Genomic DNA, 15001 nt, shown 5'->3' on the forward strand with positions numbered 1-15001 from the left:
CAGGTCAGTCCTCCGTTTCCTCCGTTCCCTCCGTGTGAAATTCTTTTCCGGATTCGATCAGAGCGCAGACGAAAAGGCGCGGGGCCGGCATCGCTGCCGGCCCGCGCCTCTTCTCCATCTCTCGCGAAGCGAGAGGTCGTCAGCTGGACTGGACGGCGGCGGCTACGCTCTGGAGCTGGCGCACGGCCAGCGCGAAGGCGGCCAGCGGGCACTCGCCGCGGCTCAGCTCGGCGGCCAAGTCGCGGTAGGCCCGGAACGCCTGCGGATGCGCCTTCTCCAGCGCCGCCAGCGTGCGCGCCGGGTCCTCGCCGTCGCGGAGGACGGCGGCGACCACTGCGCGCTGCGCGGCGGTCAGGTCGTCGCCCAGCGTACCGGCGTAGCGCCGCTCCCACGGGTCGTTCCCCGCGGCCACGCGCAGCCCCTCGCGCATCCGCGCGGTCCCCAGCTTCTCCGACACCGTGTAGAACGCCCTGGCGGTGCGGATCTCCTCCGTCCGCGAGCCGCGCGCCACGTTCACGATCTCCAGCAGCTGCGGGAGGAAGCGCAGGGTGATCAGCCGCTCGCCCAGCGTCTTTTCCACCCCCAGGTCCTGCAGCTCGCCCAGGCGCTGCAGGAAGACGTTGCGGTCCTCGCCCGCGACGAACTTGGCGAAGCTGCCGCGGAGCGTGGCCAGCCCGCCGCGCGCCTCCTCGATCACCGCGCGGGTGTCGGCGTTCGCGGGGAGGTTGGCCAGGAGCCACTGCGTGGTCTGCTCCAGCACCCGCGCCAGCCCATTCAGCCAGCGGTAGATGGTCTCCGCGGGGAAGCGCCCCTCGGCGGCGGCCATGTCGGCGCGGATCTCCTCCGCCCCGGCGATGCGGCTGGCTACCAGCCACGCCCGCACCACCTCGGCGATCCCCCGCCCGCTGTCGCGGCTCACGCGGTGGAGGAAGGACGACCCCATCAGGTTCACCAGGTCGTTCACCAGCTCGGTGGTCACGATCTCGCGCCGCAGCCGGTGCTCGCGCAGGCGCGCGTCGCCCGCCACCTGCACGGCCGCGCGGGGGAAGTACTCCACCAGGTACTCGTCGGTAGCGGCGTCGTCGGGCACCGTGCTCTCCAGCAGCGCGCCCTTGGCCTGCAGCTTGGCATGGGCCAGGAGCACGCACAGCGTCGGCCGGGTGAGGCCGAGGCGCGCCTGCCGCCGGGCGCGCAGCTCCTCGGCGTCGGGCATCCCCTCGGCCGCGGGGTCCAGCCGCCCGTCGCGCGCGCGGGCGTCGATGAACGAGACGAAGTCGTCCAGCGCCTCCTTCGACCGCCCCTCGTCGAGCGAGACCGCCAGCGACTGGCCGAAGTTGTTGCGCAGCACCAGGCGGTTCACCTCGTCGGTCATCGAGCGCAGCAGCTCGTTGCGCCCCTCCTCGTCCAGCTCGCCGTCGCGCACCACGCGGCCCAGGAGGATCTTCAGGTTCACCTCGTGGTCCGACATGTCCACGCCCGCCGAGTTGTCGAGCGCGTCGGTGTTGATGCGCCCGCCGCGCAGCGCGAACTCGATCCGCCCCTTCTGCGTGAACCCCAGGTTGCCGCCCTCGCCCACCACCTGGCAGCGCAGCTCGGCGGCGTCGATGCGCACGGGGTCGTTCGTCGTGTCGCCCACGTCGGCGTGCGTCTCGTCGCTGGACTTCACGTAGGTGCCGATCCCGCCATTCCAGAACAGCTCCACCGGCGCCTTCAGCACCGCGCGCACCAGCCCCTCGCCGTCCAGTCTCTCGACGTCCTCACCCAGCCCCAGCGCGGCGCGCGCCTGCGGGGTGAGCTCGATCTCCTTGCTGGCGCGGGGGACGATCATGGCCCCTTCCGACAGCGCCGCGCGGTCGTAGTCGTCCCAGCTGCTGCGGGGAAGGTCGAACATCCGCTTCCGCTCGGCGAACGAGCGCGCCGGATCGGGGTCGGGGTCGATGAAGATGTGGCGATGGTCGAACGCCGCGACCAGGCGGATCACCGGCGACAGCAGCATCCCGTTGCCGAAGACGTCGCCGCTCATGTCGCCGATCCCGCTGACGGTGAAGGGCTCCGTCTGGATGTCCTTCCCCATCTCGCGGAAGTGGCGCTTGACGCACTCCCAGGCGCCGCGCGCGGTGATCCCCTCCTTCTTGTGGTCGTACCCCTGGCTGCCTCCGCTGGCGAAGGCGTCGTCGAGCCAGAAGCCGTACTCCGCCGCTACCGCGTTGGCCGTGTCGGAGAGGTCCGCCGTCCCCTTGTCCGCGGCGACCACGAGGTAGGGGTCGTCACCGTCGTGGCGCACCACGCCCGGCGGGGGGACGACCTTGCCGTCCACCAGGTTGTCGGTGACGTCGAGAAGGCCGCGCATCAGCGTCATGTACTGCTGCCGCCGCTCCTCCAGCTGTGCGTCGCGGTCGGAGAACTGCCGCTTGGTGATGAAGCCGCCCTTCGATCCGCTGGGGACGATGGTGGCGTTCTTCACCACCTGGGTCTGCACCAGCCCCAGCACCTCGGTGCGGAAGTCGTCCGGCCGGTCGCTCCAGCGGATGCCGCCGCGCGAGACGGGGGCGCCGCGCAGGTGCACCCCCTCCATCCGCGCGGAGTGGACGTAGATCTCGTAGAGGAGGCGGGTCTTCTTCAGCTCCTCCACGTCGGCCGAGCGCACCTTGATGGAGATGTACGGCACCCCGCCCGAGCGGAACGAGGGGTCCGCGCCGCCGTGGCGGTAGTAGTTGGTGCGGACGGTGGCCTCCACCAGGTTGGCCATCCGCCGCAACGCGCGGTCGTCGGCCAGCGAGGTCACCTTCTCCAGCGCCGCGGTCACCGTCTTCCGCATTTCCTGCAGCTCCGCCTTGCTCGCCTTGCGCTCGGGCGACAGGCGGGCGTGGAAGAGGTCGATCAGGAGCCGGCCGAAGTGGGGGTAGGTGGTGAACGCGCGTACCGGCGCCAGCCGGTTGGGCACCGCGCCGATCTGCGACGCGTAGTTGGCGTAGGTGCGGACGACGTCGACCTCGCGCCAGCGCAGCCCCGAGAGGAGGGTGAGCTGCGCGTACGGGTCCTTCTGCGCATCACCGGAACGGGACGCGAGGAGGCTCTCCGCCAGCGCCGAATAGAGCTCGGCGGGAATGGGCTCGCCCGCGCGCGTCTGCACGTGGAACGAGTACGTCATCAGGTGCGGGAGCGAGTCGCTGGGCTGGAACTCGAAGGTGTCGACCTCCAGCACCTTGATCCCGTGGTCCTCGAGGATGGGCATGAAGTCGGAGAGGACCAGCCGCTCGCCGGCCAGGTACAGGCGCAGCACCGTGGCCCCCGGCGCCACCGTCTCGCCGTCGACGGGGGGACGGAGGAGAAGGGAGACGGAGTGGCCGCCGCGCAGCATCTCGTCCATGCGCAGCACGTCGGGCACCGCGGCGGCGGGATTGTTGGCGGCGCGGTAGTCGGCGCCCACCACCTGCCCGTACGCCTGCGCCAGCCGCCGCGCCTCCTCGCCGTCGACGCTCTCGCCCAGCCGCTCCTCGAGCACGTCTTCCCACGCGCGCAGCAGCTGGGTGATCTCGCGCTCCAGCTCGCGCTCGCCGGCGGCCACGTCGCCGTCGGCGGGGGCGGCGGCGCGGCGGCCGGTGAGATAGTAGTGGATGCGCGCCTGCTCGGCCGCGCCCGCCGTGGCGCTGGAGCGGAGCGAGCCGCCCAGGCGGTCCTGCAGCAGCGCGCCGATCTCCTTCTTCACCCGGTTGCTGAAGCGGCCGCGGGGGAGGATCACCATCACCGCCACCTCGCTGCGCAGCGTGTCGGGGCGCAGCACCACGCGCACCTCGTCGCTGAACAGGTGGGCCAGGACGGCGCCCACCTCCTCGCGCAGCTGCTCGGTGGTGGCCTGGAACAGCTCCTCCTTGGGCATCTCGTGCAGCGCCGAGACGATCTCCTTGTAGTCGTGGCTCCCCTTCCGCGCGCCGCTCTGCGCCAGGATGCTGTCCGCCTTCTGGCGCAGCACGGGGATGTCGGCCGGGCTCTGCGCGTAGGCCTGGCTGGTGAAGAGGCCCAGGAAGCGCCACTCGCCCACCACGTTCCCCTGCTCGTCGAGCCGCTTGACGCCGATGTAGTCGAGCGGCGCGCGGCGGTGCACCGTGCTCTCGCGGTTGGCCTTGCTGACGATCAGCAGCGGCCCGGCCACCACGCGCTCGCGCAGCTCGGCGGGCATGTCGGCCAGCCGCTGCGGCGCCGCGTACTGCGAGCGCTCCTCGTCGGCCAGGATCCCCAGCCCGCTCCCCGCCTGCACGCCCACCGCGGCGGCGTCGCCCTCGCCGGTGATCTCGTAGGCGCGCGAGCCCAGGAACACGAAGTTCCCCGCGCGCAGCCAGCCCAGGAACTCCAGGTACTCGCCGTACTCGCGCGCGCGGTCGGGAAAGCGGCGCAGGTAGCCGGCGACCGCGGCCTGCACGCGCTCGACCTGCTCCACCATCGCGTGGAAGTCGCGGGTGGCCTCCACCACGTCGGTCAGGCGGCGGCGCACCTCCTCGCCGATCTCGGCGGCGCGCTCGCGGCGGGCCACGTGCGGGATCTCCACGTGGCCGAGCGCCACGAGGCCCTCGGCGCCGCCGGTGCCGCCGCCGACCGCGGTGATGGCGCCGTCGGGGCCGCGCTCCACCCGCAGGACGGGATAGACGTAGTGGAGGATGGGGATGTTCTCGGCGTTCAGGTACTCGCGGATGGTGTCCACGATGAACGGCCGGTCGCCCACCTCGGTGCGGATGACGGTGACGGGCGCCTTCCATCCCTCGTCGCGGGGGTCGGCCACCTCCACGCTCACCTGGTCGGGGCGGTCGCGCTTGAGGAACTCCCAGGCGCCCAGGGTCATGGCGGCCAGCTCCTGCGGCGAGCGCTCCTCAAGCAGCGTGCGCGGGATGCGGGCGAAGAAGATCCGCGCGAAGTCGCAGGCCAGCTGCTCGTCCGCGCGGGAGAGGGTGCCGATGTGGGCGCAGAGCTCGTCGACCGTGACCGCCTCCTGGGCGGCGGCCGGCGAGGCGGGGGCGATGGTACTCATTCAGCCGTGCTCGTCGGGTTCATACACAGGGTCCGGGGCGCGCCAATGTAGCGCGTCGGGCGCGCTTTGGCACGTCCGGAGGAGCACCGGACCGGTGGAGTGGAAACTACCACCGCGGATTCCGAAAGAAATCGGAGGAAGCGCCGCAAAGCCTGGCGGAATGACATCACCCCGAATCCCCATAATCTCGTTCGGCGTCGGCGATCCTGATTCTCACACGGAGGGCACGGAGGTCACGGAGGCACGGAGAACTGCGGATCGACGCTCCGTGCTCTTCGTCGGATCGCCCTGCGTTTCCAAAGACTGCTTTTGCCTCACGCGGAGACGCGGAGACGCGGAGAACTCATCGCCGCGGTGAGTTCTCCGCGACTCCGCGGCTCCGCGTGAGGCCATCTCGATCTTTTTCTCGGAAAGAAACTGCGGGGGCGCGTCTCCGCACCCCCGCATTCGACCAATTCGGGCTTCGCCGACGATCAGAAGCCGGGCTGGAAGCTGAACTGCCAGTGCCAGTTCGTGGGCCGGTCGAAGGCGTTCACGTAGTCGGCCTCGATGATGATGTAGCCGAACAGGTTCACGCGGGCGCCCACGCCGCCGCTGGTCAGGAACCCGCGCTGCGTGATGTCGTCGCCCACCCCGCGCTCGAAGTTGAGCTTGGTGTCGAGCGTGGTGCCGTCGTTCAGCTGCAGCTTGCCCCACGCCGCGCCCGCGTCGAGGAAGGTGAAGATCTCCACCGGCGGCACCTGCACCGACCCGCGCACCGGATTGTTGATCAGCGGCACGCGCAGCTCCAGGTTGCCCACCGCCACGCGGCTGCCGAACAGGTCCTGGAAGATCACGCAGTCCTTGCCGTTGGCCGCCGTCTCGAGCTCCGCCAGGCAGTCGTTCTGCACGCTCGAGTAGCCGTAGCCGCGCAGCAGCGAGGGATAGCCCACGAACACGGGGCTGGGAATCGCCTCGTCGCGCCCGTAGCGCCCGAAGTGCAGCGCGCGGAACGCCAGCGTCACCGGCCGGAACAGGAAGTACTTGCGGAAGTCGCCGGTGACGGAGTTGAACTGCAGGTCGCCCACCGTGGGCGCCACCTCGAAGCGGTAGCGCTGCCCGGCGATGGGGCTGGTGTAGCCGTTCAGCGCGTTGTCGTACACCAGCGCCGCCGTGGCCTCGGCCAGGTTCCAGCTCCCCAGGCTCTGCTTGGTCTCCTCGAACGACAGCAGCGCCGTGCCCGAGGGGTCGTAGGTGTAGTCGCGGATGCGCAGGTCCTGCGAGATCCGCCGCACCCCGCCCGCCAGCTCCACCCGTTGCACCCGCGAGAACGGGTACTGCACGATCCCGTAGGCGCTGTTGTCGAAGTAGCGGTAGATCAGCAGCTGGTCGTGGATGTTGCCGCTGCCGTCGCGCCCCGTCTGGATTCCCGCGGCCACGTACGGCAGCCGCTGCACGCTGGCCCCCCAGTTCCAGCGGTGCTGCTGGTTGAGATAGACCAGGTTGCCGCCGATCTCGTCGAGCTGCCCCTGCGCCTGGATGGTGCCGTAGATGGTGTGGTAGCCCAGCACGTCGCTGAAGATGCCGCCCACGCCGCCGTACACCCCGCCGCGCGCGTACGGCCCGGTGGCCGCCGCCGCGCCGATCGAGGGCTGGCCCAGGTAGTCCAGCGACAGCCGCGGCCGGTACGGTGCCACCGCGTACGAGGCCGGCGCCTCGGGCTCGGGACGCCCGAAGTTGGGGTCGTGCAGCGACGCGTAGACGCGGTTGTACGCGGCCTCCGCCGGCCGCGGGCTGGGCGGCAGGAGCGCCGGCAGCGGCTCGCCGTTCGACGCCAGCTGCGGCGTCTCGGGCGCCGAGCCGGCCAGCTGCGCCGGGGCGTTGATCGCGTACAGGTTGTACGAGTTGCGCTCGTACACGGTGATCAGCAGCCGGTCGGCGCGCGATGCCGACGAGATGGCCGGGCTGAGGCCCGTGATGCCGCTGACGCCCGTGAACAGCTTGGTCACCTGCGTGACCCCGCCGCCGGCCGCGCCCACGCGGTACACGTTGGGGATGCCGGTGCGGTCGCTGACGAAGAAGAGCGCCGAGCCGTCGCGGGTCCACTGCGGGTTGATGTTCTTCCCCGCGTCGGTCCCGGCCAGGAGGCGCACCGGCCCGCCCGAGCCATCGTTCCAGTCCATCACCGCCAGGCGGTAGTTGCCGAAGGTCAGCTGCGCGAGGTCGGTGCCGGCGTCGGTCACGAACGCCAGCGTGCGCCCGTCGGGGCTGAAGGCGGGCTGCAGCTGGGCCACCTTGTCGTTGGTCAGCTGCCGCGTCTGCCCGTTGCCCAGGTCGATGGCGTACAGGTCGCTGATCCCGCCCTTCAGCCCCGAGACCACGATGGTGTTGCCGTCGGCGGTGAAGGTGGGGTTGCTGATCTCGCCCACGCCGGGGATGCCGTACTCGCGGAGGATGCGCGCCGACTGCACGTCGAGCACCACCACCACGTCGTGCGCCTTGCGCAGCGCCGAGAAGGCGAAGCGCCGCTGGTCGGGCGACCACGCCCCCGCCGAGTTGATGAAGCGCAGGGAGCCGAAGTGCGCGTCGAGCGCCGTGCCCTTCACCAGCCGGCGCTGCACCCGCCCCGTCTCGGCGTCGCCCAGGTACAGCTGGATGTCGAGCAGGTTCAGCGTGCTGAGGAAGGCGAACTGCCGCCCGTCGGGCGACACCGACGGCGACACGTTGTAGCCGCCGCGCCGGTCGCGGTTGATGACCAGCGGGGTGGCGATCTCGCGCGCCTCGCGCTGCTCGGTCAGCAGCGGCAGGTAGGTGCGGCGGATGGAGTCGTGCCAGTCCTTGATGATCTGGTCGAGGTCCGAGTTCAGGATGCGCTCGAACGCGTCCTGGTAGGGCACGCCTTGCCCCACCTGCTTGAGGATCTGCCCGATGGCCGCGTCGCCCCAGCGCCCGCCCACGTACGCCCACAGCGCCTGCCCCCAGCGGTAGGGGAAGAAGCGCGGGTCGTAGTTCAGCTGCGCCTGGTTGGGAAGGGTGTTGGTGAGCGCGGCGTCGCGCAGCCACATGCTGGTGTTGGGGTCGACCGGGCCGATGGAGAGGTACTCGGCCATCCCCTCGGTGAACCAGAGCGGGGCGTTGAAGCGCGCGGCCGCCGCCTCGAGCCCGCCGCCCGCGCGCCCCAGCCCGGTGATGTCGTACTGGAAGGCGTGCACCAGCTCGTGGCCCAGGACGTGGTCGGTCTCGGCGTACGGCCCGGCGAAGGGCAGGATCACGCGCTGCTTGAAGACCTCGGTCACGCCGCCCGTGCCCTCGCCCACCTCGCCCTGCAGCGCGGAGGTCTGCTGGAACTCGGGGTGGCTGCCGTAGAGGATCACCGGCTGGCGCGCCTCGAAGTCGTGCGAAAGCACGCGCGACAGCCGGGCGTACCAGCGCTCGGCCATGCGCGAGGCGTCGCGCGTGGCGGATTCCTCTTCGGGATAGTAGTAGAGGTCGAAGTGGGGCGTCCGCAGGATGCGGAAGTCGAAGGTCCGGTACTGGACCTTGTTCTGCCCGAAGTACTGGGCGTGCGCCTGCGGCGCCGCGAACAGGGCCGCGAGCGCGGCGGCCAACAGCGCGGACCTGCGGACGATGGGGGACATCGAAGCTCCTTCCACCCCGGCCGGCGTGTGGTTTGGACGTCCATGGGAAACGTCGGCCCGCGACCTGGGGGCCGGGGCAGGGGCGGGCGTCCGGTCCGCACCTGCTCGTCACAACGTCTATCGGAGGGGGCTTCTGACGCGCCCGCGCGGCCATTCGTCAGGCGTTTGCTCGCGTCGAGCCCCGTTCGATCCCTCGCGTTCAGGGCGCCGGGGGGGCGGCCGCCGGCGGCGCGGCCGGCTCGGCCGCCACGGGGGCGCCGCCGTCGAGCAGCCGGGTGAGCCCCCACAGCAGCAGCGCCAGCACCACCACGCCGGCGAACCACGGCCATGCGCCGGGCCTGCGGACCTCCGCTGCGGGTTCGGCCACCTCGCGGCTCCTCGTCTCCGGGTCCCTGCAATTCCGCTTCGAAAACCGCCGCACGACCGTCGTGTCCGGCATCGCCGAGGCGGCGCCGGATGACGCCGCTGGGAACGCACGGATCGTGCCCTGTGCGGAACCTTTGCCGCGCCAGCGAAAACGACCGCCAACCCCGTCCTCTGGCCGTGGGAGCCCAACCGTTCCGCATGCCCGGAACCGGCATGCGAGGCGCGGGGAAGGGCCCCCACACATCCACTGACACGCGAGGGGGCGCGGCACCCTACGGGGGCCCTCCCGCGGCGCCCTCCCCGGCTCGCCTTAGGCTCGCCACCCCTCCCGTACCGGGCGGGGTAGGGTTGAGGACATCGGCGCGGGCGGCGGGGATTCGCGCGGCGGCGGGCTGGCCCCCTCCCCCGGCCCCTCCCCCGCTGCGCAGGGGAGGGGGGAACTCAGCGCGGGGGCGGGCACTTGCGTGAGGGATGCGCGCCCGGAGGGCCGGGACACCGCCGCGCGTGCGCCGTCGCCGCGGGTTCGCGTGGATGCTCGGCGCGGCGGGGGCCCGGCGCCGTTGGCCACAGTAGTATCGTGGCCTACGGCGCGCGCAGCCCGGTTTGGCGTCTCAGCGCCAAACACGCCCGAATCCCGCTGTTCATCTGCTTCAAAGAGCGCTTCAGCAGGAGGGGGATGCGCGCGGAGAAGGGCTCGTCGACCGGGGTGGCTCGCGGCTTGCTCGCCCCCCACGGGCGTGTAGCGGGGCGGAACGAGCGCGTCCCGCGGCGAGGCAAGAGGCAGGGAGACCGGACCTTGGACGCGACCACGGACGAACGGGCGATGGCGGAGCGCGAGGAGCGGGCGCAGCACGCGCTGGAGGCATTCCGCGAGCGGCGGCGGCGCCGGCGCGCGGACGACACCTGGTTCGGCAGCGCCGAGTGCCTGCTGGCCGCGGAGGACCACGCGCTGGACCCGGAGGCGCTGGCGCGGCGGCGGATGGACGTGGTGGCCGAGGCGCAGGCGGAGGGGATGTCGCCCGAGCTGGCGGAGATGATGTACGACGTGGCGCGGGAGGAGGGCCTGGACCCCGCGCTGGCGCACGAGCTGGTGCGCAGCGGGCTGGGCGTGGCCCCGCCGCCCGAGGGCGTGGCCAACGCGGCCGACCAGCCGGCGAGCGACAAGTACTATCCCACCTGGCTCCTTCCTGCGTCGGCGCCGGACGACGTGCTGCGCGAGCGGATGCTGCGCTTCTCGTTCCGCCGCATGCGCGCCATGCTGGAGCGCCACGCGGACCCCGTGGAGGCCTTCCGCGCCTACGCGCGCGAGCCCGACGTGGGGCTGTACGGATTCTAGGGGACGGGGGACAGCAAGGGATGAGTCGCGCGACGATGATGCCGCGGATCCGCACTGACGACCGGATTCGCGCTGTGTGAGTCCGCGAAGGCGGACTTCTTGATGTTCCAGCGGTGGGTTTCAACCCCACCGGCGAATTCAACCCACCGGCCGGCGATCCTCGTCGCCGTTGTTACCGCGGGCGCGCGGCGCGAGATTGTCCGCCCCTCGCCGGGGGGTGAAGCGGGCGGGGATTCGATTCGGGATCCACAGACAGCTATTCAGCCGGAGACGGGACGTGGCGGAGGAGATGGATCGCGCGGAGGCGCAGGAGGATACCGTCGCATCGGGCGAGACGGCGGCGGCGATGGACGATACGACGCAGGCCACCGGGTTCGGCGACCTGGGGCTGGCGCCGGAGGTGCTGGCGGCGCTGGAGGTGCTGGGTTACGAGGAGCCGACGCCGATCCAGGTGGAGGCCATCCCGCTCCTCCTCTCCGGCCGCGACGTGATCGGCCGCGCGGCCACGGGAACGGGAAAGACGGCGGCGTTCGCCCTTCCCCTCGTCCAGCGCATCGATCCCGAGGGCGGGGTGCAGGCGCTGATCCTGGCGCCCACCCGCGAGCTGGCCGTGCAGGTGGCCGAGGCCACGCACCGCTACGGCTCGCGGCTCGGCGTGCGCGTGCTCGCGGTCTACGGCGGGCAGGCCATCGACCGGCAGCTGCGCGAGCTGCGGCGCGGCGTCCACGTCGTCGTCGGCACGCCGGGGCGCATCCTGGACCACATCCGCCGGCGCTCGCTGGACCTGTCGCGCGTGAACTACGTGGTGCTCGACGAGGCCGACGAGATGCTGGACATGGGGTTCATCGAGGACATCGACACCATCCTCGACGAGACCCCGCCCGAGCGGCAGACGGCGCTCTTCTCCGCGACGTTCCCGCCGCGCATCCAGGAGTTGGCCGACAAGCACATGCGCGAGCCGGCGCGCGTGACCGTGCGCCAGGACAAGCTCGAGACGCCGCTGGTCCGCCAGGTGGCCTACGTCGTCCCCCGGCCCTACAAGCTCGAGGCGCTCACCCGCATCCTCGACCTCGAGGCGCCCACCTCGGCCATCCTCTTCTGCCGCACGCGCAACGAGGTCGACGAGCTGACCGAGGCGCTGCAGGTGCGCGGCTACCGCCCCGAGGCGCTGCACGGCGGCCTCAACCAGGCGCAGCGCGACCGGGTGATGAAGAAGTTCCGCGACGGCACCGCCGATCTCCTCATCGCCACCGACGTGGCCGCGCGCGGGCTGGACGTGGAGCACGTGAGCCACGTGATCAACTACGACATCCCGCAGACGCCCGAGGTGTACGTCCACCGCATCGGGCGGACGGGGCGCGCGGGGCGCGAGGGAACGGCGGTCACCCTCGCCCAGCCGCGCGAGCAGTTCCTCCTCCGCGGGATCGAGCGCGAGGTAGGGCGGCCGATCGAGCGCGCGCGCGTGCCCACGGTGGCCGACCTGCGCGCGCGGCGGCTGGAGCTGATGCGCGCCGCGCTGGTGGAGACGCTGGAGGGCGAGGACTACGAGGCGTACCGCGACAACGTGGTGCTGCCGCTGGCCGAGGAGTTCGATCCGCTCGACATCGCGGCGGCGGCGGCCAAGCTGGCGGCCGACGCCACGCGCGGCGAGGAGCCCGACAGCGAGGTGGAGATCCCGCAGTTCGAGGAGCGCCGCCCGCCGCGCGACCGGGAGATGCGCGGCCCGCGCGGGCGCCAGGAGCGCTTCGACCGCGGTGGCGGGGGTGGCCCGCCGCGCCGCGGCCGCGACGGGCGGGGGATGACGCGGCTGTTCATCGGCGTGGGCCGGCGGCGCGGCATCCGCCCGGGCGACATCGTGGGCGCCATCGCGGGCGAGGCGCGCATCCCCGGCGAGGGGATCGGCGCCATCGAGATCGCCGACCAGTTCACCATCGTGGAGGTGGCCGAGGAGTTCGCCGAGCAGGTTCTCCGCGCGATGCGCAACGCGACGATCAAGGGCCGCCCGGTGAGCGTCCGCCCGGCGCGCGAGGGGTGACCGCGGGGCAGGAAAACTGAAAAGTCTCACGCAGAGGAGCAGAGGCAGCAGAGAACCAACTCCGCTGCCTCTGCTTCTCTGCGTGAGGCCAAATCTGTTTCTATCCGTCGCCGGGCGGCGGCTCGGACGACGGGCGGTGCGGCGACGGCGCGTTGAGCTGGGCGTAGAAGGTCTCGGCGTCCTTCAGGCGCTCCACCTGCGTGCGGAGCTCCTCGACCTCGGTCTGCAGCTGGGCCACGCGCGGGTCCTCCAGCCGCATTGGCTGCTGCGGATGCGGGGGGAGGTCGCGGTTGCGCTGGCGGCCGCCGCCGCGGACGGCGCGCACCACCATCGACACGCCGATGGCCACGAACAGGAACTCGATACCGCTCAGCATGGGGCGATCGGGGAAAAGGTGCGCTCCGCCGCGGGCGGCCGTGCGGCGGCCCGGTGACGGAGCAAGATAGCTCGCCCGCCGCCGCGGCGGGGAGTCCGATGTCAGTCGCGCGCGGATGCGGACGGCGCGTTCAGCTGCGCGTAGAACGATTCGGCGTCGCGCAGGCGCTCCAGCTGGCCGCGCAGCTCGTCGACCTCCGCCTGCAGCCGCGCCACCTGCGGGTCCGGCAGCGCGGGCGCCGGCGGCGGCGCGAGCTGCACCGGCTGCCGCGGTCCGCGCACGTGCGCGATGGCGGCGCCGACGCTGCGGATCACGATGCCCACGCTCACGGCCAGCACGGGGAACAGGGCGAGGAAGAACCAGGGTGGCGGTCCGTTCGGCGGCACGATCATGCTCCTGCGCGGGGGTGGTGGTCTGCGGGCGATGCCTCTACGGGCAAGCGCGTCCGAAGGATTCGCGCGGGGACAGGTCCGTTGAAATCTCACGCAGAGGGCGCAGGGGACGCAGAGAAAACAGTGTGTGGCGATGAGTTCTCTGCGACCTCTGCGGCCTCTGCGTGAGGCTTATCTGTTCGGGATGAATGATGATGACGATGGATGGACTTCGCTGGTGGCAGCGGGCGGTGATGTACCAGGTGTATCCCCGCTCGTTCTTCGACGCCGACGGTGACGGCGTGGGCGACCTGCCGGGGATCGCCGCGAAGCTGGACCACCTGCGGCGGCTCGGCGTGGACGCGGTGTGGATCTCGCCGTTCTATCCCTCGCCGATGCGCGACTTCGGGTACGACGTGACCGATCACCGCGGCGTCGATCCGCTCTTCGGCACGCTGGACGACTTCGACCGGCTGCTGGCCGGGGCGCACGCGCGCGGGCTGCGCGTCATCCTCGACTTCATCCCCAACCACACCTCCGATCTCCACCCCTGGTTCGTGGAATCGCGCTCGTCGCGCCAGAGCCCGCGGCGCGACTGGTATGTCTGGCGCGACCCGGCGCCCGGCGGCGGGCCGCCGAACAACTGGCTGAGCACCTTCGGCGGAAGCGCGTGGACGCTCGATCCCGCGACCGGCCAGTACTATCTCCACACCTACCTGCGCGAGCAGCCGGACCTGAACTGGCGCAACCCCGCCGTCGAGGCGGAGATGCTGGAGGTGATGCGCTTCTGGCTCGATCGCGGCGTCGACGGGCTGCGGGTGGACGCGGTGCAGAACGTCATCAAGGACGACCGCTTCCGCGACAATCCGCCAAATCCCGCGTGGCGCGAGGGCGACGACCCTTTCCTGTCGCTGCTCCGCGAGTGGTCGGGCGACCGGCCGGAGGTGCACGACGTCATCGCCCGCATGCGCCGCGTGGTGGACGGCTACGGCGACGACCGCGTGCTGATCGGAGAGATCTACAACCGGCCGGAGCGGGTGATGATGTATTACGGGGACAGCGGCGCCGGATGCCACTTCCCGTACAACTTCCAGCTGCTTGAGCTTCCCTGGCGCGCGCGGGAGATCGACGCGGCGGTGCGGAGATACGAGGAGATGCTGCCGCCCGGCGCGTGGCCCAACTGGGTGCTCGGCAACCACGACCGCCATCGCGTGGCCACGAGAGTCGGCGCGGCGCAGGCGCGCGTGGCGGCGATGCTGCTGCTGACCCTGCGCGGCACGCCCACCATCTACTACGGCGACGAGATCGGGATGGCGGACGTGCCGATCCCGCCCGGGCGCGTGCAGGACCCGTTCGAGAAGAACGTCCCCGGCCTGGGCCTGGGCCGCGACACCGAGCGCACGCCGATGCAGTGGAGCGGCGCGCCGCACGCCGGCTTCTCGGCCGCCGAGCCGTGGCTCCCCGTGGCCGCCGACTACCGCGAGACCAACGTGGAGACGCAGCGCTGCGACCCCGCGTCGTTGCTGGCGCTGCACCAGCGCCTGGTCGCCCTGCGCCGCGCCGAGCCCGCCCTCTCCGTCGGCGCGTGGTCGCCCGTCGACGCCGCGGGTGACGTGCTTGCCTACCTCCGCGAGCACGACGGGTCGTGCTTCCTCGTCGCCCTCAACCTCGGCCCGTCCCCTGCCACGCTCACTTTCGATGGCGACGGAGAAATCGTCCTCGCCACCGATCCGGATCGCCGTGCCGCACCCGTGCGCGGCCGCATCGAACTGCGCGGGGACGAAGGGGTGATCGTGCGGCTCGGATAGATCGGCATCACGGGACGAAGAAGCGGGGGTGGGCGCCCCGACGGACGCCCACCCCCGCTCGTCATCTCC

At 71.8% G+C, this 15001-nt stretch carries 8 protein-coding genes; 3 read left to right on the forward strand and 5 right to left on the reverse strand.

Annotated features, from left to right (window positions below):
• Positions 1-139 precede the first annotated feature (139 nt).
• From VF092_17175 to VF092_17185, 3 genes are all read right to left on the reverse strand, one after another.
• Entirely contained in the window at positions 140-5023 is a 4884-nt protein-coding gene (locus VF092_17175) for an NAD-glutamate dehydrogenase domain-containing protein (protein HEX6749034.1), read from the reverse strand.
• 473 nt (positions 5024-5496) lie between these two features.
• Positions 5497-8640: a hypothetical protein gene (locus VF092_17180; GenBank protein HEX6749035.1), complete on the reverse strand. Its 3144-nt coding sequence runs from the start codon at positions 8638-8640 to the stop codon at positions 5497-5499.
• A gap of 199 nt (positions 8641-8839) precedes the next feature.
• Positions 8840-9007, reverse strand: coding sequence for a hypothetical protein (locus VF092_17185; GenBank protein HEX6749036.1), 168 nt, complete (start codon positions 9005-9007; stop codon positions 8840-8842).
• A gap of 795 nt (positions 9008-9802) precedes the next feature.
• On the opposite strand from VF092_17185, the gene VF092_17190 reads away from it, so the two are divergent.
• Together VF092_17190 and VF092_17195 are read left to right on the forward strand one after the other, a co-directional pair.
• Positions 9803-10342, forward strand: coding sequence for a hypothetical protein (locus VF092_17190; protein ID HEX6749037.1), 540 nt, complete (start codon positions 9803-9805; stop codon positions 10340-10342).
• A 289-nt stretch (positions 10343-10631) separates the two neighbouring features.
• Positions 10632-12377 (forward strand): DEAD/DEAH box helicase, encoded by a 1746-nt coding sequence (locus VF092_17195; GenBank protein HEX6749038.1) that lies wholly within the window; start codon positions 10632-10634, stop codon positions 12375-12377.
• Between the two features lie 100 nt (positions 12378-12477).
• On the opposite strand, the gene VF092_17200 is transcribed toward VF092_17195, so the two are convergent.
• A complete protein-coding gene (locus VF092_17200; protein HEX6749039.1) occupies positions 12478-12753 on the reverse strand; it encodes a hypothetical protein in 276 nt (91 codons plus the stop codon).
• Positions 12754-12854: 101 nt separating this feature from the next.
• Positions 12855-13139: a hypothetical protein gene (locus VF092_17205; protein HEX6749040.1), complete on the reverse strand. Its 285-nt coding sequence runs from the start codon at positions 13137-13139 to the stop codon at positions 12855-12857.
• Between the two features lie 200 nt (positions 13140-13339).
• Between VF092_17205 and VF092_17210 the strand changes: the two genes are divergently transcribed.
• Positions 13340-14932 carry an alpha-amylase family glycosyl hydrolase gene (locus VF092_17210; GenBank protein HEX6749041.1) on the forward strand — a complete coding sequence of 531 codons (1593 nt, stop codon included), beginning with the start codon at positions 13340-13342 and terminating at the stop codon, positions 14930-14932.
• The last annotated feature ends 69 nt before the right edge of the window (positions 14933-15001 follow it).

Source organism: Longimicrobium sp., from assembly GCA_036377595.1.
Lineage (GTDB): Bacteria > Gemmatimonadota > Gemmatimonadetes > Longimicrobiales > Longimicrobiaceae > Longimicrobium.